Source organism: Duganella aquatilis (assembly GCF_009674565.1).
In the GTDB taxonomy this organism is placed as follows: Bacteria; Pseudomonadota; Gammaproteobacteria; order Burkholderiales; family Burkholderiaceae_D; genus Rugamonas; species Rugamonas aquatilis.
The window spans coordinates 25470-46089 of record NZ_WKJL01000018.1 but is presented as its reverse complement, the minus strand read 5'-3'; the positions used below and the strand labels follow the sequence as shown (position 1 = coordinate 46089).

Here is a 20620-nt window from a genome sequence, read left to right as displayed (position 1 = left end):
CTCGTTTATTTATTATTTGTTGTTACCAATAGGAGTGACTTTGCTGCCCTCCGTGCCGATCAAGGCCGCATTGGCCCAGTTGCCGCATACCTGCGCCGGCTTGCTGCCACGCGCACCCAGCGTGCGCAGGCTGATCTGACTCAGTCCGCGCACGTCGATTTCCGGCTTGACCACCGCCGGTGCGCTAATCAAGCCGCTGTCGTACAGCAGGCGCTCGCCGCTCCAGACCTGGAACTGCAAGCCGCCCGCATCGCGGCAGCTGTCGTCCACGCCCAGGTCGGCGCGCAGCAGATTCCACTCGCCGGCCAGTTGCAGGTCGATGCGGCTGGATGCGCCCACGCCCAGCCCCTTGCGGAACTTCAGGCCGTTCATGCGCATCTCGCTGCCGTGCGGCGGCTTGTCGCGGCTGACGTTCTTCGGCAAGGCCAGGTCGGACAGGTATTGCTGCTGTTCCCGGCCTTCCTTGCTTTCATGCGCCATCACATGGAAGGTCGACAGCGTGATCGGGCCGACGTCGCTGGCCACGGCGGCGTTGAAGGCGCGCGCGGTGGAGGCGCTGGCGGCGGTCACCATTGGATCGGTGGCGGATGCGCCATCGCCTTCCGGGTTCTGTGTGCTGAGGACGCGGAAGCGCAGCAGCCGGCCGGCGGTCGGCGCGAAGCTGATGGCTTGCAGGCCTTGCTGCAGCGTCAGTCGTCCACGTTTGACCGGCATGCCCCAGTCGCCGTTGTTGTCGCCCACGTAGATTTCGTAGTCGCGGATTTGACCGTTCTTCCAGTGCTGGTCGTTGCGCGGTGCGATTTCGATACCGTCGATCAGGCGACGCTCGGTGAAGGCGACAACCCATTCGTGCGGCCCGCCCTGCACGGCCGGCGTGCGCGGTGTGCGGAACCAGGTGGCCGGATCGTTGTCGAAGGCGTTTTCCAGCGGCGAGCCGCTTTCCTCGCCCGGACGGTTGATGACCACCATGCTGTCCGCAGGGATGGCGCGGCCGAGCACTGGCGCGGTCGGGAAGGCGTCATCAGCGACGGCCAGCGTGGCGGCGGTCTGCAAGGTGAAACGCAGCGGCTGGCGGATGTCCTGCGCGGCGGTCTTGACGTGCAGCGTGCCATGGCGGTCGTCGGCGTCGAAGTACCAGCCCTCGGCGGCAGCGTCAAACGCCGCGCGATCCGCCAACGGGGGCAGCACGGCGGCGCCGGTGCTGACCGCTGCGGGACGTTGGCGCAGCAGCACGCGCAGGGCGTAGGCGCGGCGGGCCAGTTGGCCGTCATACTTGCCGGCCACCGGCGCCACCTCAACCTGCACGCCGTCCGCGCCGGCGTTCATGCGGATCGTCTGCTGGCTGAACGCGCCATCCTGGTAGCGGCGCGTGTTGCCGTCATCCTCGTACAGCGTGTACTCGGAAGCGCCTTGCGGATACAGGTCCAGCGTCAGTACATCCTTCGGCTTCTGACCGTCGTACAGCATCTCCGGATACATCGGCAGAATCGCGCCGGCGCGCACGAAGACAGGCAGCTTGTCCAGCGTCACCGCCAGATCGATATCCCGCCCATCCTTGCCAGCCGTGGCCTGCCGGCCATCCCAGTAATCGAACCAGCGGCCTTCCGGCAAATGAATTGCCCGGCGCCAGCCCTGGCTCACCGCCTGGCTGCGATACACCGGCGCCACCAGCAGATCGCGGCCCAGCAGATACTGGTATTTATAGGCTTCGCTGTTAGCGGCCGGATCGTTCGGATAATCCCACATCAAGCCGCGCACCAGCGGCGCGCCGCTTTGTTCCGCCTCGCGCGCCAGCGTGTACATATAGGGCGTCAACCGCATCTTCAACTTCAGATAGCGACGGTTGATGCTGACATACGGCTCCGCAAACCACCACGGATGCTTGCGCTCCGCCGCCGACCAGCCGGACATCCCCATCAACACCGGCGTGAAGGCCTTCCATTGCAGATCGCGGGTGTAGGTCTCCGGACTGCCGCCAAAGATCGCATCCACGTCGCCGGCAGCATAGGCCTGGCCCGACAGACCCGAGCCGATCAGCGTCGGCACATGCCAGCGGATGTAATCCCAGCTCGCGCTCTGATCGCCGGTCCAGGCCACCGCATAGCGCTGCGTGCCCGCCCAGCCCATTACCGTCCAGATAAACGGCCGGCCATCGGAATTATTCAGGATGCCGTCGTAAGCCGACTTGTTGGCGTCCAGCGAAAACTGGTAGCCCTTGCCGGTCCACGCCACGTCCAGCTTCTGCACGCGGGTGCCGGCGGTGCCGACTTCCCACGCCATCTTCTCGACGCCGTTCTCGGTCCACAGGCCGGTACGGAAGCCATACTTCGCCAGCCCCTGCACCGTCTCCGGCAGCGACGCATAGCCGCAGCCATAACCGTCATTCGGCAGAATCCAGCCGCCCGGCATATCGTGCTCGCGGTACTGGCGCGCCACCGACTCCACCACATCGGGCGTCTTGCCGGTGGGGCCATCGGTCCAGCCTTTCGGCACCGTCCCCGGCTTCTTCACATTGTCGCCATCGTTGTAGCAATCGGCATCGCCATATTCCAGCGCCCAGCGTGGCAGCATGCGCGCGCGGCCGGTCCACTCGGTGTAACGCGCCAGCACATCGCGCACGTCCTTGCCGACGAAATAATAGGCATCGAAGCGCGCCTCGTCATGCTCCAGCGAGATCTGATCGCCCTGGCGCAGATCGTATTCGCCGTTGGACCAGGTATTGCGCAACATGCCCCAGCCGCGAGAACTCATCAGGAACGGCGCAGGACTCGGACGGTCGCCCTCCTCCCAGCCGCCCGAATACGAGATCGGCAACTGCTTGCCCTTGAACTCATAACGGCCATTCTGCTGGCCGCCGCCGAAGAAGCGCTCCGCCTTGTCGCTGGACAGCGTCTGCACGCTTTGCTTGTCGCCCAGTTCCAGTGGCTGCACCTCGCGCCACAAGGGCTGCGCATCGCCGGCGCGGAACAGCGTAAACCGCAGCGGCTTGCGATCGATGCGCAGACTTAAAGCCGGCGTGCGGATCAGAATATGATCCGCCTGCTCGCTGACGCTGTGCTCCACCGTGGCGGCCGGCGTGGCCACCACGATAGGCGCGGCTTTGTCGCCAGGGCCGGTCAGGCCGGATTTCGGACCGGCCCAGATGTGCAGCACATCGGCGCGCGGCAGGCTGACCTGCACATGCGCACCGGTGTCGGTGACCAGATCCCACTGCTGTCCGGCAGTGGCGGTCATCGTGCTGACATTGCCTATCGGCGCCGCCAGCACCGGGGCGCTGGCAAGCATGGCGACTATGGCTGATACTGATTTCATGTTGCTCCTTTTACTGCGATTACTGCGGCAGACTGCTGACGTCCACCGCCGGTTGCTGGCCGGTAGCCGGCCGGGTAAAGTTTTGATTCACTGGCACGTAATCGGCAAAGAAGCCGCCGTTACGCAGATAGAACCGGCCGCCATCCAGCCCGCCCGCGTAATCCATGCGCTGCGCATTGGTTACGGTGGCGTCGCCGGTGAAGCGCGCGGTGGTGACTTCAGACCACGTTCCGCTGGCATTGCGCGCCCACTGATTGCCGTACAGGGCGCGGCGGCCAGTATAGCCGTTGGTATCGACGAAGTTTTCCACGAACGAGTAGCTGCCGGTCAGGTAAGTCGTGGTTTCCGGCCGCTTCCAGGTCGCGATGTAGCGCCACGCCCCGGTCTCGGGCGCGTAAAACCAGGCCGAGTACCTGGTGGCGCCGGCGCCGTCCGGCGTCGCGCGGGTGATGAAGCGGTAGGTGTTCCCCGCCTTCCAGTTGTACACCAGGTAGCTCTGGCCGCCGGTGCCTTCGCCGCCGAAGCCGTTATCCACCACGCCCGCGCCCTTGCTCACCAGCGTGGTCTTGGCGCCGCTGTCGGCGTCCCACACCGAGAACAGAATCCAGCGTTCGGTATCGGACTTGACCTGGATGCCGAAGTAACCCTGGCCAAAGCCGTTGGCCATGAAGTAGGAACCCACCGGGTCCTGCCCGGCCGGAATGGTCACCTCGTTGTAGAAGTACTCGGTGTTAGCCGGCGTGGTGTAGCCCATGTGGACCGATGGGCCGCGGCGCGACCAGTAGTAATTGGCGGCGTCGTTGGCATAGTTTACGGTGGCGTCGGCCGTGACCTTCAGCGCCGACACGTCGCCGAAGTAGCCGCCGTCCTTGCTCACGCCTTGCAGATCGACCTTCACATAGCCCGCCGCCGCCACGTTGACCGTGCCGACCGCATAGGTCTTGCTGGCGGTGCCGGCCAGCGCCACCGTGAACGGCGTGCCGTTGACCGTCACCTTCACCGTGCTGGCATTGCTGCCGGCAAGGCGCGCGTCCATCGCCACCGTGACCGGACCGGCGGCGGCAACGCGGAAGTAGGCGCTGGTGACGACGCCGGCGTTGCTCCAGTTGGCCAGGCCGCTGTCGGTGATGATCTCTTCGGCGCCGGACGGCAAGGTGGTGACAAAGGCGTTACCGGCCAGCGCCACGGTCGACGTGGCCGCGGTGGCGCTGGGCGTGCTGACCACCGGCGCGGCGGCCAGCGATTGCGCCGCCGGCGCGGTCGCATTGCTGGTGCTGTCGCCGCCGCAACCGGCCAGGAACAGTGCTGCTGAATACAAGAACATGCGTTGTTGTTTCATCATTACCCTCCTCTTAGAATTCGTATTCGGCGGTCAGGCGCACGGAGCGCGGCGCGGTGCGGCTGGTCACCTGCAGATAGGTGCGCGAGATGGCGCCGCCATCTTCACGCGTTTCGTTGTAGCGCTGGATGGTGGTGCGGTTCAGCAGATTGAACACGTCCACCTTCAGGCTCAGGCCCTTGGCGAAGCGCGGCAGATACGCCATGTTCAGGTCAACCTGCGCCTGCCACGGCAAACGCCCCTGGCTGCCGCGCGGCGTGGCCACGCCGTTGCAATAGAAGTAGGCCGCACCGTAGTCGTTGTCGAACTTCAGGTCCGCCGGCAGTTCGCCAATGCAGTTGCGCGGCGCGCCGGAGGTCAGGGCCAGGTTGCCGCCCACCATCCACTCCGGCGTAATCTGCATGTAGCCGTAGGCCTTGATGGCGTGGCGATGGTCGCCCGGCAGGTAGCCATAGGCGTTGTACATCAACTCCTTGTGGTCGTCGCTGACGGTCAGGCCGACGTCGCCGCCGCCGATGGTATCGGTCTGGCCTTCCATATTGCCCTTCAATGCGGACAGCGTGTAGGTGACCTTGCCGTACCAGCCGTTGCTGAACGGGTGCTCGACGAAGAAGTTCAGCGCCTTGTAGGTACGCTCTGGTTTCGGATCGCCCCATTCCGCCGCCGTGATGTCGACACGGCGCAGGCCAGCGCCGTCGGCAAAATTGATCCACAGCGAATTGTCGCGGCCCGGATTGATGATGGCGCACTGGAAGCCGCCCCACTTGCTGGTATCGACATTGTTGCGCGCAGCCCAGGCGTCGATCGGACGCTGGTCGCAGGTATCGTCGTTGGTGTCGTTCATACGGCGATACAGCAGGCTGGCGCCTGCCACCAGGTTTTTATTGAAGGCTTTTTCAAAGCCCAGCGACAGCTCGTCCTGCGATAGCGGCTTGAGGCCGATGGCCGTGACTTCTCGCGCATCGCGGCTCTGGCCATAGGCGTTGTTGGCCGAGTAGGGATTGCCGATGGCGTGCAGGCCGGTCGGCGCGCCGGTCGTCGGATCGACACCGGTGTAGGTGAAGAACTGGCTGGTGGAGGTGAACGGCGCCGCCATATTGCTGGACAGGTTGGACGGCACCGGCAAGTGATAGCGGCCGGCGTTGGCGAACAGCTTCAGCGAGCCGTCGCCGTTGTAGTCCCAGGTCGCGCCCAGGCGCGGCGCGATCATGTTCCGTTGCGAGATGAACGCCTCGCCGGTGCTGGTGTAGTTGGTGAACTGCTCGCGGCGCAGGCCCAGGTCCAGCAGCACGCGCGGCGTGACCTGCCAGTGATCCTGGATGTACTGCGCCGACTGCTCGCTGGTTGGATTGGCCAGGTTGCTGTACACATCGCGGCTGACGTAGTAGCCCTGGGTGCCGTAGCCGCCGCCCTGCGCCGGCGTTTCATTCGCCCCGTTGATGGTGCGGGTCGGATCGGCGGCCTTGCGGTAGGTCCAGCGGTAGCCGCCGGCCAGCGAGAAGCCGACCATCGAGTCCACATCGATGCGGTCGATACCGCCGCGCAGCGAGTGGTCGCCGAGACGGTATTCCAGATCCAGGCGCTTGGCCTTCTGGCTGTCGCGCGAGGCCGTGTCGACCAGATTGCCGGTCACGGTCTGCGGCACCGGATAGCTGATGCCGGGCACCTGCACGGTGGCGCCGGTCGAAATCTGCGGCAGCGACGGATCGTAGCCCACCGGCGTGCGGCTATGGCTGGTGCGCGATTTGCCATACAGGGCGGTCACCGTCAGGTTGTCGGTCAGGTAGCCGGTGTATTTGTAGATGTCGACGTTGGAGCCGGGCGCCGACGACGAACCGCAGCAGTTGACGGTGGTTTCGCCGGCGCTGGCGGCCACGTTGTTGTGGCTGAGCGTGGCGTAGTCGAAGCCAAAGGCCTGGCTGAATACCTTGGTGCGGTCATACAGCTTGGTGTATTCGAAGTGATGGTCCGCGGTCAGGTTGTAATCGAGCTTGAACAAGCCGCGGTCCACGGTGGACTGGCTGGTGCTCCAGCCGCCTTTCAGGCTGGCGGCCGAGGCGTCGCTGGTGGCGGCGATGCCCTCGCCATTGGTCCGGGTGCGTTCCAGGCCGATAAAGGCGAACAGCTTGTTCTGGATGATGGGGCCGCTGGCGTACACGCCGGCCACCTTGCTGGTGCTGTTGTTATCCTTGTTCCAGTACAGCAGTTTGCCGTCGGTGTCCGGATTGGCGCCGGTGTTCGGGTAGTAGGTATTCTGCTGGCTGCCGCGCAGGCCGGACGGAATCGTCGACAGCTTGCCGCCGATGTGGAAGTCGTTGCCGCCGCTTTTGGTGGTGATGTTGACCACGCCGCCGGTGGAGCGGCCGAACTCCGAGCCGTAGCCGCCGGTCAGCACCTGCATGTTGGAGATGGCGCCGAACGGCAGTTCGGACGCGCCAACCTGGGTCAGGATGTTCGTCACCGGGAAGCCGTTGATATAGAAGGCGTTCTCCGACTGGCCCGAGCCGCCGATCGACGGCGCATTGCCATACTGGCTGTTGGTGCCGCGCGCCACGCCGGGCGTCAGCTGCACCACCGAGGCGACGTCGTTCGCCACCGGCAGTTTGTTCAGCTCCTTGGCGGTGAACACCACGCCGTTGTTGGTGTTGGAGACGTCGATATAGGTACGCGCGGCGCGCACCACCACGGTCTGGCCGTCGCCCTGCTTCACGCCAAAGTTCACTTCCGCGCCGCTGCCGATCACGGCTTCGATTTCACGCGTGTCCTGCACCGCGCCGCCACGCAGCATGCGCAGCGCGTAGCGGCCCGGCGGCATCGAGTTGGCGACGTAGCGGCCCGACGCATCCGGCGTCAGCGTGCGCTGCGCGCCGGTGTCCAGGTTCTCCAGCACCACGGTGGCGCCGGCCGGCGACGCCACTTCGCCATAGATGGTGGTGGTGGCGTTAGACTGAGCCATCGCCTGATTGGCGGCTGCGGCCATGGTCAGGCTGATCAAGATCGCCGTCGCCTGGCGGATGGCGCTGTTGCGTGGTTTAAAACGGCTGTGCTGCATGCTGAACTCTCCCTCGGTTGGCGTATTTTGGTTTTACTTTCGAAAGACTCTGCATTTACTCTAGAAATAAAAGCAAACCCGGTCAACAAAAAGAAAGAGCAATTCGAAAAATAATCGAAATAATCTTTCGAATAAGCCATCGCCAGCATGCATAACTTTCGATTTCGTAGCAAAACGGTCACAAAGTCTCACGATACCCCAGTGAAATATCTTTCTTTTTGCTTTCGTATTTGACATATCGAAAATAAAACCTTACTCTTTCCCTGACCTCCAACCGAAAAAGTTTTCAATGACTACCTTATTCCAGCGCGCCACCAACGACTGGCGCGATATCGGCGGCCTCGATACCGCAGAAGAAATCGCCCACCAGCCCGCCATGTGGCGCGCCCTGGCGGCGCATCTGGGTGCCGAGCAAAGCCGCCTCGCCGCCTTCCTCGGCGACAGCCTGGGCGATCCGCAGCTGCGCGTGATCCTCACCGGCGCCGGCAGCTCGGCCTATGTCGGCGAGATCATCGCGGACGAGATCAATGCCGCCTGGCCATGCCAGGTGCGCGCCATTTCCACCACCACCCTGCTGACCCACCCGGCGCTGTATCTGGAAACCGCCGCGCCAACGCTGCTGGTGTCGTTCGCCCGCAGCGGCAACAGCCCGGAAAGCATGGCGGCGGTGCAGTTGGTGCGCGACCTGGTGCCGGGCGCGCGCTTCCTCAACATCACCTGTAATGCGGATGGCGCGCTGGCGCAGCAGAGCAAGTCGGACCACAACAGCTTCAACCTGCTGATGCCGGCGGCCAGTTGCGACCGCGGCTTCGCCATGACCAGCAGCTTCACCTGCATGCTGCTGGCGGCGCTGGCGGTGCTCGATCCCGATTTCCAGCCGGAGCGTCTGCATACGCTGGCGGCGCTGGCCGACCAGGCGCAGCTGCAGTGGGCGACGCCGGTCGCCGCGCTGGCGGCGCAACGGGTGTCGCGCGTGATCTACCTGGGCAGCGGTCCGCTGGAAGCGCTGGCCAAGGAAGCGGCGCTGAAGATCATGGAACTCACCGCCGGCAGTGTGATGACGATGGCGAACAGCGCGCTGGGTTTCCGCCACGGACCGAAGGCGGCGGTGAACAAGGAAACGCTGGTGCTGCTGTTCCGCAGCGCCGATCCGCTGGCGCGCCGCTACGAGCAGGACCTGCTGGACGAATTGCGCCGCGACGGCGTGGCCGCCAATGTACTGACGGTGGGCGCCGGCGGCGACTTCAGCGCCGACACGCCGGCCTGGCCGGACGCCTGGCTGGCGCCTTTGTGGCTGCTGATGGCGCAGCAGTACGCGCTGCACCAGTCGGCGCTGCTGCAGCTGCGTCCCGATAACCCGTTCACCGGCGGCATCGTGAACCGCGTGGTACAAGGCGTCACCATTTACCGCCATGACGAATTCTAAAAACGGCTATCACGGCATCGACATCGGCGGCACCAAGATCGAGCTGGTGACCTTTGTCCAGCATGATGCGGAGCTGCGCGAGGTGTACCGCGAACGCATCGCCACGCCGGGCACCGATTTCGCCGAATTCATCGCCGCCATGCAGGGTTTGATCGCGCGCGGCGACGCCGCGTCGGGCCTGCGGGCGGCGGTCGGCATCGGCCTGCCGGGCGTGATCGACAGCGACACCGGCCGCCAGCTCAGTTCCAACGTGCCGGCCCTGAACGGACGGCTGGTGGCGCAGTCGCTGCAGGAAGCGCTGCAACGCCCGCTCGCCATCGGCAACGACTGCCAGTGCTTTGCCCTGTCCGAAGCGCAGGGCGGCGCGGCCGATGGCTTGCCGACCATGTTCGGCGCCATCATCGGCACCGGCGCCGGCGGCGGCTTCTGTGTCGAGGGCCGCCTGATGCGCGGCTCCAACGGCGTGGCCGGCGAATGGGGCCACTGGCCGCTGGCCGCTTCGCTGCTGGCGCAGCACCAGTTGCCGATGTACGACTGCCCGTGCGGCCGGCGCGGCTGCCTGGAGCGCTACGTCTCCGGTCCCGGCATGAGCCGGATCTACCGTCATTACAACCAGGCCGACGAAACGCCGCTGTCCATCGTGGCGCGCGCGCAGAACGGCTCCGGCGCCGCCCAGCATGCGCTGGATGTGCACCTCGACCTGCTCGGCCACGCGCTGGCCACGCTGGTGATCACCGTCGATCCGCACGCGATCGTGCTGGGCGGCGGCCTGTCGCAACTGGCGCACCTGTATCAGAAACTGCCGGCCGCCATAGGCCGCCACCTGTTTTCCGGCGTGCGCACGCCGCCCGTGCTGCCGCCAGCCTTTGGCGACGCCGGCGGCGCGCGCGGCGCCGCCCTCCTCGCCCGTCAACAACTGACCGACTGAATATGAACACTACCGATTCCCTGTCCCCCGTCCAGCAGATCATTGCCGCGCACCGCCGTGGCGTGCCCACCGGCTTGTACAGCGTGTGCTGCAGCCATCCGAGCGTGCTGCGCGCCGCCATGAAGGTGGCTGCCAGCTACGACACCGTGCTGCTGGTGGAAGCGACATCGAATCAGGTCGACCAGTTCGGCGGCTACACCGGCATGACGCCGATCCAGTTCGTCGCCTATGTGCACGAGCTGGCGCGCCAGCAGGGTTTCCCCCTGGAGAAGCTGGTACTGGGCGGCGACCACCTCGGGCCCAACGCCTGGCAGGGACTGGACGCCGCCACCGCCATGGCCAACGCGGAAGTGCTGATCGCCGCCTACGCGGCGGCCGGCTTCCACAAGATCCATCTCGATTGCAGCATGCGCTGCGCCGACGATCCCGAATACCTGAGCGACGAGGTGATCGCCGCGCGCTCGGCGCGCCTGTGCATGGTGGCCGAGGAAGCCGCCGCCGGCGCCGGCCTGCCACCGCCGGTGTACGTGATCGGCACCGAAGTGCCGATTCCGGGCGGCGAGGCCAATCTGGCGCAGGCCGGCGCGGTGACCGCACCGGCGGCCGCGCGCCGCACGCTGGATGTCCATTGCAAAGCCTTCCTGGAGCAAAACCTGCACGGCGCCTGGCGCCGCGTGATCGCCATGGTGGTGCAGCCGGGCGTGGACTTCGACCATAGCCGCATCCAGCACTACGATGCGGCGCAGGCCAGTGCGCTGTCCGACTTCGTGGCCAACCAGCCGGGCATCGTGTTCGAAGCCCACTCCACCGACTACCAGCGCGAGACCGCGCTGCACCAGATGGTGCGCGACCACTTTGCCATCCTCAAGGTCGGTCCGGCCGCAACCTTCGCGCTGCGCGAAGGCCTGGCCGCGCTGTGCCAGATCGAGGACGAACTGGTGCCGGCCGGCCAGACCTCGCGCCTGATGCAGGTGCTGGACGACACCATGCTGGCGCAGCCCAAGCACTGGGCCAAGCACTATCCCGGCAGCAGCGCCGAACAGCGCCTGCTGCGCCGCTATGGCCTGAGCGACCGTTGCCGCTATTACTGGGGCGAGGCGCCGGTGGTGGCTGCGGTCGAGCAGCTGTTCGCCAACCTGGCGCCGCTGGAGATTCCGCTGTCGCTGCTGAGCCAACACCTGCCAGAGCAGTACCTGGAAGTGCTGCAAGGCCAGTTGCCGGCCAGCGCTCCGGCCCTGCTGGAGCATAAGATCGGCCGCCTGCTGGCGCAGTATGCGCGCGCCTGCAACCGCAACGCCGCCACGGCCCCTGCTGGCACGACGGTCGCGATCTGTTAAGCTGATATTTTTGACAGATTAACAGCACAAACATGCGACATACCAGTCAACGCCGCGCCGCGATTTTGCAGGCGCTCACCCAACGCGGTTCGGTGCAGGTCACCGAACTGGTGGAGCAGATGGGCGTTTCCGCAGTCACGATCCGCAGCGACCTCAGTGCACTGGAAACCCAGGGCCTGGCGACTCGCAGCCACGGCGGCGCCACGCTGGCGCGCACGCCGCCCACCGAACACACGGTGCCGCAGAAGGACGCCATCAACCACGAACAGAAGGTCCGCATCGGCGCCTATGCGGCCCGCATGGTGCAGGCCGGCGACAACATCATCATCGATTCCGGCACCACCACCATCTCGCTGGCGCGCCACCTGCGCGAGGCGCAGAACATCACGGTGATGACCAACGGCCTGAATATCGCCTGGGAGCTGGCCGATGCGCCGGGCGTGGACCTGATCCTCACCGGCGGCCTGCTGCGCAAGCAGTCGCTGTCGATCCAGGGCACGCAGGCCGAAGCCTGCCTGCAGGCCTACAGCTTCGACAAGCTGTTCCTCGGCGTCGACGGTTTCGACCTGCAGTTCGGCGTCACCACCCACCACGAGGCGGAAGCCAGCCTGAATCACAAGATGGTGGAGCGGGCCAAGAAGATCATCGTGCTGGCCGACGCCTCCAAGTTCGGCCGCGTGAGCCTGCACCGCATCGTGCAGCTGGACCGCGTGCATACGGTGATTACCGACGCCGCCATCAGTGACGAATACCGCGAAGGCCTGCTGCAAGCGGGCATCGAGCTGGTGATTGCGGAGTGACGCCGTGCTGAGTGGACGTATTCTTACCCCTGAAGGCTGGATCACCGGCAGCATCGCTTTCGATCCCGACAGCGGCCGCATCCTGCACATCCGCGAAGACCACGGCGTGGACGCGACGCTGACCATCCTGCCCGGCTTTATCGACCTGCACGTGCATGGCGCGGCCGGCGTCGACATCATGCAGGGCGGCGACGCCGGCGCCACGGTGGCGCGCGCGCATGCGAAGCACGGCACCACCGCCATGCTGGGCACCACCATGACCGCCACCGACAACTCCATCCGCCGCGCGCTGCGCGGCCTGGGGCCGGTGATCGCCGAGCGGCCGGCAGGCGGCGCGCGCATGCTGGGCGTGCACCTGGAAGGCCCGTTCCTCAGCATTCACCGCCTCGGCGCGCAGCCTGCGGATGCGATCGCGGTCGGCAGCATGGACCTGGTGCGCAGCTATCACCAACTGGCGCCAATCCGCGCGATGACGCTGGCCACCGAAGTGGCCGACCATCTGGCCTTGATCCCGCAACTGAATGAGTTGGGCATCCGCGTGCAGATCGGCCATAGCAACGGCACTTACGAAGATGGCGTGGCCGCGCTGGAAGCCGGCGCGGCGGGCTTTACGCACCTGTTCAACGGCATGACGGGACTGAACCACTACAAGCCCGGCATCGTCGGCGCGGCGCTGGCGCATGCCGAATACGCGGAGATTATTCCCGACCTTCAGCACGTGGCGCCGGGGGCGATCCGCGCCGCGCTGCGGGCCATTCCGCGCCTGTATGGCGTGACCGACGCCACCTCGGCCACCGGCATGCCGGACGGCGAGTATGGCCTCGGCAGCCAGCGCGTGTACAAATGCCTGGGCTGCGTGCGGCTGGCGACCGGTTCGCTGGCCGGCAGCGTGCTGACCATGGATCAGGCCCTGCGCAATTTCGTCGGCCTCGGGCTGGAGCTGGCCGACGCCTCGCATCGCCTGTCGCTCTACCCTGCCGACTATCTGGGCGAGACCGAACGCGGTCGCCTGGCGCCGGGCGGCTGGGCGGATATCGTCGTGCTGAACGCAGAATTACAACCGGTGGCCGTCTTCGTTGAAGGCGAAGCCATCGATCTATCCACCAACTAGCCGGAGACTCGATGCAAGCTCGCGCCATGGGATTTTTGTTGTTCATTGCAGGGATGGGTGGGCTGCTGTACGGGATCGATGTCGGCATCATTGCCGGCGCCTTGCCGTACCTGGAATCCACGGCGTCGGTGGCGTGGCGATTGAGCGCGCAGCAGCTGAGTTTTATCGTGGCGGCGGTGTTGCTGGGGTCCGTGCTGTCGTCGCTGTTTGCGGGCGCGTTGGCGGACTGGATCGGCCGGCGCTGGGCGATGGTGCTGTCCGGCGTGCTGTTCACGCTGAGTATTCCGCTGATTGCGCTGGCGGATGGTTATGTGCCGCTGCTGCTCGGGCGTTTGCTGCAAGGCGTCAGCGGCGGTTTGATTGGCGTGGTGGTGCCGCTGTATCTGGCGGAGTGCCTGCATGCGCGCCAGCGTGGACGTGGCGCGGCGCTGTTTCAGCTGCTGCTGACGGTCGGGCTGGTGGCGGCCGCAGGGATTGGCTTGATGCAGGCGAATTCGGTGGAAGGCGCCACGGCGGCCGCGCAGCATCTGGATGAAACGGCGCGCGCGGCGGCGGTGTTTGCGGCCAAGGATCATGCGTGGCGCAGCATCTTCTGGTGGTGCTTGACGCCGGGGATCGTCTTCAGCGCGGGCGCGCTGCTGCTGGCCGAGTCGCCACGCTGGCTGGCGCGCCGGGGACGCATCGAGGAAGCGCGCACCGCGCTGCTGCGCACCCGCCCTGCCGATGAGGCGGAGGCCGAGCTGCAGGAGATCCGGCAGGCGCTGGCCGCGCCGTCGCCCGCCGCTGCGGCGTCCACCGGCGTAGCGCCCGCCGCCGGCCGCGCTGCCGACGGCCCGCTGTTGAGCCGCCGCTATGTGCTGCCCTTCCTGCTGGCCTGCCTGATCCTGGCGCTGAACCAGGCCACCGGCATCAATTCCGTGCTGGCCTACGTGGTGAATATCCTGAACCAGGCCGGCCTGTCCGGCGCCACCGCCAACAGCGCCGACGTCGCCCTGAAGGTACTGAACGCGCTGATGACCATCGTCGCCGTGGTGCTGGTGGACCGCAAGGGCCGCAAGTTCCTGCTGATGCTGGGCACCGCCGGCATCGTCATCGCCCTGCTGGCCGCCGGCCTGCTGTTCCGCAGCGCCGAAGGCGAACAGCGCGACGTGCGGCCGATGCTGCAAGCACGCATGCAGTCCGACAGCCTGGCGCTGCGCCTCGACGCCGAAACGCTGCAATCATTCGGCGCGACGGCCATCCCTGGCGGCGCGCCGGTGCAGCTGACGGTGGCCTACTCCTACGGCCCGTTCACCAACGTGCAAAGCCGCCGCAGCGACGATCCGGCCCTGCCGGTGCTGCGCATGAACCGCGAAGACACGGTGCAGGCGGACAGCGTGATCGGCGTGTTCTTCCGCAAGCTGCATCTGAATCCCTTCGCCGATCCGGCCGAAGGCATGAACGCGCCGCTGCACATCGAGCGCGCCGACATGGCGGCGGTGCCGTCATCCGCCCACGGCTGGCAGGTGATGCTGGCGATGTGCGTGTTCGTGGCCAGCTTCGCCGTCGGTCCCGGCGTGTGCGTGTGGCTGGCGCTGTCCGAGCTGATGCCGACCCGCATCCGTTCCAACGGCATGAGCATCGCGCTGCTGATCAACCAGTTCGTGTCGACCATGATCGCCGCCGTGTTCCTGCCCACCGTGGGACAGTACGGCTATGCGACCATGTTCTTCTACGGCGCCGGCTGCACGCTGCTGTACTTCCTGACCGCCGCCTTCCTGCTGCCCGAAACCAAGGGCAAGACGCTGGAAGAAATCGAAGCGCACTTCTCCCGTTAGGCCGGCGAGAGGCACTGCTCCAGGGTCAGTTCCAGCAGCGGGAAGTGGCCCGTCTCCACCTTGAAGAAGGCGGCCTGCGGGAAGATCGCTTCCCACACGGTGCGATCCTGTTCGGCGTCGATCATCGGATCGTAGGCGCCGAACAGCACCGACACCGGACCGGTGAACGGGCTTTGCACCGGCGTGTGGTCCAGCGCCGAGAAATCGTCCGAGGTGGCGACCGAGGTCGGGCCGTCGAAGGCGCCCGGCTGCTGGATCAGTTCCGAGAACGAGCGCGCCGCGTCCGGACCGGCGTTCGGGCCGAAGTACAGCTCCGTCACATCCGGCAGCAGCGACAGCGCGCCGAACACGTCCCAGAAACGCGGCCGGCCCGGATCATCCTCATACATCGCCAGCGCGGTGGCCAGCTTGCCGGCGTGCTGGTGATCGGTGTGCACGCGGAAGGCGCGGCGCGCCAGGCGCAGCGCGGCCTGCTCGGGATTGAAGGTGGGGCCCAGCAGCACGATGTCCTTGATCAGCTCCGGCGCCTGGCGCGCCAGGTGCACCGCCAGGTGGGCGCCGAAGGAACTGGCCATCACCGTCAGCGGCTGGCCGGCTTCGGCCGCCACGCGGCGGAATTCCGTCAATGTGGCTTCCAGCAGGTCCAGGTAGGGACGCGCCGCGCACGGCTTGGCCAGCGGCTGGTGCCACCAGTGGACGTGCGTCGCGTCCGGGAAGCGGGCGCGCTCGAACACCGGGCCGAGCGCCGGACCGCCGTGCAGATAAAAAACCGAAGGTGCTGCCATGTTCTCTCCTTTGCGTATGCAACGAGCATTATAAATATTGTTGATTGACATTGGTAAAAAGCCGTATCACCATCGACCAATGAAAAAATTCCTGCTTGCCTTCTCCCTGCTGCTGGCCGCAGCCGCCCAGGCCGAGGTGCTGCCGCTGCGCGCGCAGGCCAGCGTCGTCAACGAGCTGCTGGCCGAGCGTTTCGAGACGGTGCTGCCGGCCGCCATGGCGCAAACCGGCATCGATATGTGGGTGGTGGTGTCGCGCGAGTATAACGAAGATCCGGTGCTGAAAACCATGCTGCCGGCCGAATGGCTGAACGCCCGCCGCCGCACCATCCTGGTGTTCTACCGCGATGCCGCCACCGGCAAGGTGGAACGGCTGGCGGTGGCGCGCTACAACGTCGGCAACAGCATCAAGGCCGCCTGGGACATGAAGAAGTTCCCCAACCAGTGGGATGCGCTGATCGACATCATCAAGACCCGCAATCCGAACAAGATCGGCCTGAACACCTCGGCCTACTTCGGCCATGCCGACGGCATCGACCATACCGAATACAGCGAGCTGCTGGCGGCGCTGCCGGCGGCGTTCAAAGCGCGCGTGGTGTCGGCCGAGCCGCTGGCGGTGCGCTGGCTGGAAACGCGCACCGGGCGCGAAATGCAGATCTATCCGCAACTGATCAGCGCCACGCACAAGATTATCGAGGAAGGCTTTTCCGAACGCGTGATCACGCCCGGCATCACCACCAGCGAGGATGTAGTGTGGTGGTTTCGCCAGAAGATCCGCGACCTGGGCTACGACACCTGGTTCCATCCGTCGGTGGAGATCCAGCGCCAAGACGCGGAGCGCGCCAATCCGGACGTGATCACGCCCGGCGACCTGCTGCACGTCGACATCGGCATCACCTACCTGCGCCTGAACACCGACATCCAGCAGCACGCCTATGTGCTGAAGCCCGGCGAGACCGCCGCGCCGGCCGCATTGAACCAGGCCTTCGCCCGCGCCAACCGCGTGCAGGACATCCTGCTGTCCCACTTCAAGGAAGGCCGCAGCGGCAATGCGGTGCTGGCGGCGTCGCTGCAGCTGGCCAGGGCCGAAGGCTTGCAACCGACCATCTACACCCATCCGATCGGCTACCACGGCCACGCGGCCGGTCCGGCGATCGGCATGTGGGATGCGCAAGGCGGCGTGCCGGGCAGCGGCGACGACGTGCTGCGCCCGCGCACCGCCTATTCGATCGAACTCAACGCGGCCAGCGACTTGCCGGGCTGGCGCGAGCCGGTGCGCATCATGCTGGAGGAGGATGCCTATTTCGATGCAAGCGGCGTCCGTTACATCAATGGACGGCAACGCCAGCTGCTGCTCCTGCCACGGCGCGCGTTATCTGTTGAATAGGGAACACAAATAGTTCCAGCAAGCTCTGGAGTGCCATAAAGCGGCGACATTTGCGATCATATTGCAGCGGACGCCAGGCCAAAACGTCCGCTTCCCCCGCTTTGGCCACCCTCTCTCCAGGAGCAATCCCATGAACTCGTTTGTTGAAACGCTGACCCCGGCAGCCCGCAAGCATGCGGAAGCCCGTATCGATTATTACGCCGACCTGAACCAGGCGGTGCTGCGCTCGCTGCGCCAGCTGTCCGACGTGAACGTGCAGTTTGGCCGCGAATGGCTGGCGGAGTCGTCGGCAGCACTGCAACGCGCGGTGCAGACGCCGCTGAACGAACGCAGCGCGGACAATCCGCCGCTGCAGGCCGGCGCGCTGCTGCAGAAACTGCAGAGCTACCACCAGCAGCTGGCGCAGGTGGCGACCGAATTCCAGGCCGAGCTGAAAAGCGTGGCCGAGCAGCATGTGCCGGAGGCCGCGCGCACCGCCAGCGAGCTGGCCGACGCCGGCCGCCAGGCGGCACGCAAGCAGGTCGACGAAGCCAGCCGCTTCGCCAACGTCGCGGCGCAAAACCAGGCCTTCCCGCAAGCCGCCTCGGTGCAGAGCGCTAACGAGGGCAACAAGAACTAAGCCCGCCCGTCGTTCCCGCCTGCGCGGGAATGACGGCGCGCCTTACGGTCCGCCGTGGCCGCCGACGGCGGCATACACCTGGCCGGTGGCGTAGCTGGATTCGTTCGATGCCAGCAGTACATACACGCCGGCCAGCTCGGCCGGCTGCCCCGGCCGCTTCAACGGCGTATCCGCGCCGAACTGCGGCAGCTTGTCCGCCGGCTGCCCGCCGGTCACCTGCAACGGCGTCCAGAATGGCCCGGGAGCCACCGCATTCACGCGTATCCCCTTGGACGCCAGTTGCTTGGCCAGTCCCTTGGTAAAAATCATGATCGCACCCTTGGTGGCGGCATAGTCGATGATATTCTCGCCCGGATCGTAGGCATTCACCGACGCGGTATTGATGATGGTGGATCCCGGTTTGAGCAGCGGCACAGCCGCCTTGGTGATCCAGAACATCGCATACACATTGGTCTTGAAGGTCTCGTCGAAATCGGCCGTGCTCATGTCCAGAATCGAATCGCGCGAAAACTGGCGCGCGGCGTTGTTGACCAGAATATCCAGCCCGCCCAGCTGGCGCGCGGCATCCGCCACCAGTTGCTTGCAGAATGCCTCGTCCTTGATATCGCCCGGAATCGCCACCGCCTTGCGGCCCTCGGCACGGATCAGCGCCACCACTTCGCGCGCATCGGCCTCTTCGGCCGGCAGATAGTTGATCGCCACATCGGCGCCCTCGCGCGCAAAGGCGATGGCGGCGGCGCGGCCGATGCCGGAGTCGCCGCCGGTCAGCAGCGCCTTGCGGCCCTTCAGGCGGCCGGAACCCTTGTAGCTGGTTTCGCCATGGTCCGGGCGCGGACTCATCTTGCTGGCCAGGCCCGGCCAGGGTTGCTGCTGCTTGGGGAACGGCGGCGCCGGATAGGCGTCGAGCGGATTCCTGGGCGGCATGTCGGCGCCGGCGGCTGCGCTGCCCTGCGCACTGGCCGGACCCACGGCAGCGCCAAGGAAGCCGGTGGCGGCTGCGCCGACCAGCGCCCGGCGCGAGGAATTGGGATTATCCATGGCATGTCCTTTCTTGATGGCGAAAGGACATGATTCACGGATTCGCCGCACGCTACCGTGCGGCACTGCGCTTACAGGAAGCGCTCGGGTATTTCCTGGGCGAACGGGTACAGCGAGAAATACGGCTTGGACTCGTCCAGCACCTGCTTGACCGACGGCCGCGCCACCAGCCGCTCGAAATAGCTTTGCAGGTTGTAGTATTCCTCCGGGAACGGCAGCAGCGTGCAAGCGTAAAACAGCGCCGGCGCCGCCGCGCAATCGGCCATGCTGAAGGCTTCGCCGCACAGCCAGCTGCGGGTGGCCATGCGCTTCTCGATCATCTTGTAGGCCGTCTTGAGCTTGGTGCGCTCCTTGGTCTGATCGCAGCTCAGGCCGGTCAGGTGGGCGCTGACGATGGTCTGCACCGGCCCCTGCACATAATTGTCGAAGAAGCGGTCCCACAGGCGCACGTCCAGCGCATCGTCCCAGTCGGCCGGTATCATCAGCTGCGCGCCGGGATAGTGGCGGTCCAGGTATTCGATGATGATCGAGGTTTCCGGCACGTCGCGGTGCTGGGCGTTGTCGCGCAGCACGGGGAATTTGCACAGCGGCCAGATCGCTTCCAGTTCGGCGCGGTCGGCCTCCTCACCGAGGTTGATGATGCGCTTTTCAAAATCGGTGCCGTTTTCATACAGCGCAATCAGCACCTTCTGGCAGAACGAGGCCAGCGGGTGGTAGTACAGGGTCAGGGACATAATCGGCTCCAAAGTGCGTCTCGCGATACCAAAGATTCCAGCAGATGATACTTCAGCTACGCCGATAGCGGCGGGACGTATTTACTGGGAAACTTTCGCCCGTCTGCGCCGGCCCCTTGCACCGGCGGACCACTGAACGGGAATCCTCATGCGCCACGCCCTTGCCTTATCCCTCCTTGCCTTATGCGCCTTCAGCAGCAAAAGCTTTGCCGAAGACGCTCCACCCGCGGCCGCCGGCGACAGCTTCTCGGCCGGCGTCGGCCTGGCCTACGTGCCGGAATACGCCGGCGGCGACAAGCACCGTGTCGTCCCCTTGCCCTTCCTCGAACGCACCTACAGCAACGGCGTGTTCCTCAGCACCCAGCGCGGCATCGGCTACCAGGCCAAGGTCGGCGACTTCATGCTGAGCGCGGCGCTGGGCTACGATGGCGGCCGCGACGATCACAAGAAGAATTACTTCTCCGGTTCGGACGCGCTCAAGGGCATGGGCGACATCAACGGCTCGGCCCAGGCGGTGTTCAGCGTCGGCTACCAGGCCGGCACGATCGGCCTGAGCCTGACGACCAAGCAGAACATCAACCACCGCGAATACGGCGCCACCTACATCCTGGGCGCCAACGCGCCGCTGTACACCAGCACCACCGACCAGGTTGGATTTGGCGCGTCGGTGGTCTACGGCGATAACAAGCACATGCAGACGTACTTCGGCGTCACCGCCAAGCAAAGCGCCGCTTCCGGCTACCGGGAATACACGGCCAAGGGCGGCGTCGAGAGCATCACCGCCGGCTTCCACTGGAACCACGTGCTGGACGCCAACTGGTCGGTGCGCAGCGGCGTCGGCGCCACCCGTCTGACCTCGGACGCGGCCGACAGCCCGCTGACCAGGCGCACCGTGACGCCGATGGTAATGACGGCGCTGATCTACAAGTTCTAAGCTG

The 20620-nt window shown here is 65.8% G+C and carries 15 protein-coding genes; 9 read left to right on the top strand and 6 right to left on the bottom strand.

All coding sequences use genetic code 11. The features are described from left to right. Nucleotides 1-12 precede the first annotated feature (12 nt). The 3 genes from GJ698_RS21370 to GJ698_RS21360 are packed head-to-tail and all read right to left on the bottom strand — an operon-like array spanning nucleotide 13 to nucleotide 7703. Complete coding sequence (locus GJ698_RS21370; RefSeq protein WP_154359885.1) at nucleotides 13-3312, bottom strand: TIM-barrel domain-containing protein; 3300 nt, start codon at nucleotides 3310-3312, stop codon at nucleotides 13-15. A gap of 19 nt (nucleotides 3313-3331) precedes the next feature. Continuing rightward, nucleotides 3332-4654, bottom strand: a complete 1323-nt coding sequence (locus GJ698_RS21365) for a DUF3472 domain-containing protein (protein ID WP_229260106.1) — start codon at nucleotides 4652-4654, stop codon at nucleotides 3332-3334. Between the two features lie 10 nt (nucleotides 4655-4664). After that, nucleotides 4665-7703, bottom strand: coding sequence for a TonB-dependent receptor (locus tag GJ698_RS21360; RefSeq protein ID WP_154359884.1), 3039 nt, complete (start codon nucleotides 7701-7703; stop codon nucleotides 4665-4667). Nucleotides 7704-7992: 289 nt separating this feature from the next. Here GJ698_RS21360 and GJ698_RS21355 point away from each other — a divergent pair, with 289 nt between their 5' ends. Genes GJ698_RS21355 through GJ698_RS21330 form a run of 6 tightly spaced genes read left to right on the top strand, consistent with a single transcriptional unit; the run spans nucleotide 7993 to nucleotide 15122 of the window. After that, nucleotides 7993-9129, top strand: a complete 1137-nt coding sequence (locus tag GJ698_RS21355) for an SIS domain-containing protein (RefSeq protein ID WP_154359883.1) — start codon at nucleotides 7993-7995, stop codon at nucleotides 9127-9129. Next, nucleotides 9116-10057: an ROK family protein gene (locus tag GJ698_RS21350; protein ID WP_154359882.1), complete on the top strand. Its 942-nt coding sequence runs from the start codon at nucleotides 9116-9118 to the stop codon at nucleotides 10055-10057. Before GJ698_RS21355 ends, GJ698_RS21350 begins: the two co-directional genes overlap by 14 nt. Before the next feature lie 2 nt (nucleotides 10058-10059). Next, nucleotides 10060-11394, top strand: coding sequence for a D-tagatose-bisphosphate aldolase, class II, non-catalytic subunit (locus GJ698_RS21345; protein ID WP_208023859.1), 1335 nt, complete (start codon nucleotides 10060-10062; stop codon nucleotides 11392-11394). Nucleotides 11395-11426: 32 nt separating this feature from the next. Beyond that, the gene (locus GJ698_RS21340) at nucleotides 11427-12194 is read left to right on the top strand and encodes a DeoR family transcriptional regulator (protein WP_154359881.1); all 768 of its coding nucleotides are present in this window, start codon (nucleotides 11427-11429) and stop codon (nucleotides 12192-12194) included. Between the two features lie 4 nt (nucleotides 12195-12198). Further along, a complete protein-coding gene (locus GJ698_RS21335; RefSeq protein WP_371865404.1) occupies nucleotides 12199-13305 on the top strand; it encodes an N-acetylglucosamine-6-phosphate deacetylase in 1107 nt (368 codons plus the stop codon). An 11-nt stretch (nucleotides 13306-13316) separates the two neighbouring features. Further along, nucleotides 13317-15122 carry an MFS transporter gene (locus GJ698_RS21330; RefSeq protein ID WP_229260105.1) on the top strand — a complete coding sequence of 602 codons (1806 nt, stop codon included), beginning with the start codon at nucleotides 13317-13319 and terminating at the stop codon, nucleotides 15120-15122. Here GJ698_RS21330 and GJ698_RS21325 read toward each other — a convergent pair. Continuing rightward, nucleotides 15119-15907 carry an alpha/beta fold hydrolase gene (locus GJ698_RS21325; protein ID WP_229260104.1) on the bottom strand — a complete coding sequence of 263 codons (789 nt, stop codon included), beginning with the start codon at nucleotides 15905-15907 and terminating at the stop codon, nucleotides 15119-15121. The genes GJ698_RS21330 and GJ698_RS21325 overlap by 4 nt on opposite strands. A gap of 79 nt (nucleotides 15908-15986) precedes the next feature. Here GJ698_RS21325 and GJ698_RS21320 point away from each other — a divergent pair, with 79 nt between their 5' ends. Both GJ698_RS21320 and GJ698_RS21315 read left to right on the top strand, forming a co-directional pair. Next, nucleotides 15987-17291: a M24 family metallopeptidase gene (locus GJ698_RS21320; RefSeq protein ID WP_154359879.1), complete on the top strand. Its 1305-nt coding sequence runs from the start codon at nucleotides 15987-15989 to the stop codon at nucleotides 17289-17291. A 130-nt stretch (nucleotides 17292-17421) separates the two neighbouring features. Continuing rightward, nucleotides 17422-17910 (top strand): phasin family protein, encoded by a 489-nt coding sequence (locus GJ698_RS21315; RefSeq protein ID WP_154359878.1) that lies wholly within the window; start codon nucleotides 17422-17424, stop codon nucleotides 17908-17910. Between the two features lie 42 nt (nucleotides 17911-17952). Here GJ698_RS21315 and GJ698_RS21310 read toward each other — a convergent pair whose 3' ends face one another. Together GJ698_RS21310 and GJ698_RS21305 are read right to left on the bottom strand one after the other, a co-directional pair. Further along, nucleotides 17953-18948 carry an SDR family oxidoreductase gene (locus tag GJ698_RS21310; RefSeq protein ID WP_154359877.1) on the bottom strand — a complete coding sequence of 332 codons (996 nt, stop codon included), beginning with the start codon at nucleotides 18946-18948 and terminating at the stop codon, nucleotides 17953-17955. Nucleotides 18949-19019: 71 nt separating this feature from the next. After that, nucleotides 19020-19682, bottom strand: a complete 663-nt coding sequence (locus tag GJ698_RS21305) for a glutathione S-transferase family protein (RefSeq protein ID WP_154359876.1) — start codon at nucleotides 19680-19682, stop codon at nucleotides 19020-19022. Between the two features lie 148 nt (nucleotides 19683-19830). On the opposite strand from GJ698_RS21305, the gene GJ698_RS21300 reads away from it, so the two are divergent. Beyond that, the gene (locus GJ698_RS21300) at nucleotides 19831-20616 is read left to right on the top strand and encodes a MipA/OmpV family protein (protein WP_154359875.1); all 786 of its coding nucleotides are present in this window, start codon (nucleotides 19831-19833) and stop codon (nucleotides 20614-20616) included. Nucleotides 20617-20620 lie beyond the last annotated feature (4 nt).

Bases quoted from the DNA above. Each gene is read 5' to 3' on its own strand.
- GJ698_RS21300 (WP_154359875.1), top strand. From the start codon at position 19,831: ATGCGCCACGCCCTTGCCTTATCCCTCCTTGCCTTATGCGCCTTCAGC.
- GJ698_RS21355 (WP_154359883.1), top strand. From the start codon at position 7,993: ATGACTACCTTATTCCAGCGCGCCACCAACGACTGGCGCGATATCGGC.
- GJ698_RS21340 (WP_154359881.1), top strand. From the start codon at position 11,427: ATGCGACATACCAGTCAACGCCGCGCCGCGATTTTGCAGGCGCTCACC.
- GJ698_RS21315 (WP_154359878.1), top strand. From the start codon at position 17,422: ATGAACTCGTTTGTTGAAACGCTGACCCCGGCAGCCCGCAAGCATGCG.
- GJ698_RS21320 (WP_154359879.1), top strand. From the start codon at position 15,987: ATGAAAAAATTCCTGCTTGCCTTCTCCCTGCTGCTGGCCGCAGCCGCC.
- GJ698_RS21360 (WP_154359884.1), bottom strand. From the start codon at position 7,703: ATGCAGCACAGCCGTTTTAAACCACGCAACAGCGCCATCCGCCAGGCG.
- GJ698_RS21370 (WP_154359885.1), bottom strand. From the start codon at position 3,312: ATGAAATCAGTATCAGCCATAGTCGCCATGCTTGCCAGCGCCCCGGTG.
- GJ698_RS21345 (WP_208023859.1), top strand. From the start codon at position 10,060: ATGAACACTACCGATTCCCTGTCCCCCGTCCAGCAGATCATTGCCGCG.
- GJ698_RS21325 (WP_229260104.1), bottom strand. From the start codon at position 15,907: ATGGCAGCACCTTCGGTTTTTTATCTGCACGGCGGTCCGGCGCTCGGC.
- GJ698_RS21305 (WP_154359876.1), bottom strand. From the start codon at position 19,682: ATGTCCCTGACCCTGTACTACCACCCGCTGGCCTCGTTCTGCCAGAAG.
- GJ698_RS21350 (WP_154359882.1), top strand. From the start codon at position 9,116: ATGACGAATTCTAAAAACGGCTATCACGGCATCGACATCGGCGGCACC.
- GJ698_RS21330 (WP_229260105.1), top strand. From the start codon at position 13,317: ATGCAAGCTCGCGCCATGGGATTTTTGTTGTTCATTGCAGGGATGGGT.
- GJ698_RS21310 (WP_154359877.1), bottom strand. From the start codon at position 18,948: ATGGATAATCCCAATTCCTCGCGCCGGGCGCTGGTCGGCGCAGCCGCC.
- GJ698_RS21365 (WP_229260106.1), bottom strand. From the start codon at position 4,654: ATGATGAAACAACAACGCATGTTCTTGTATTCAGCAGCACTGTTCCTG.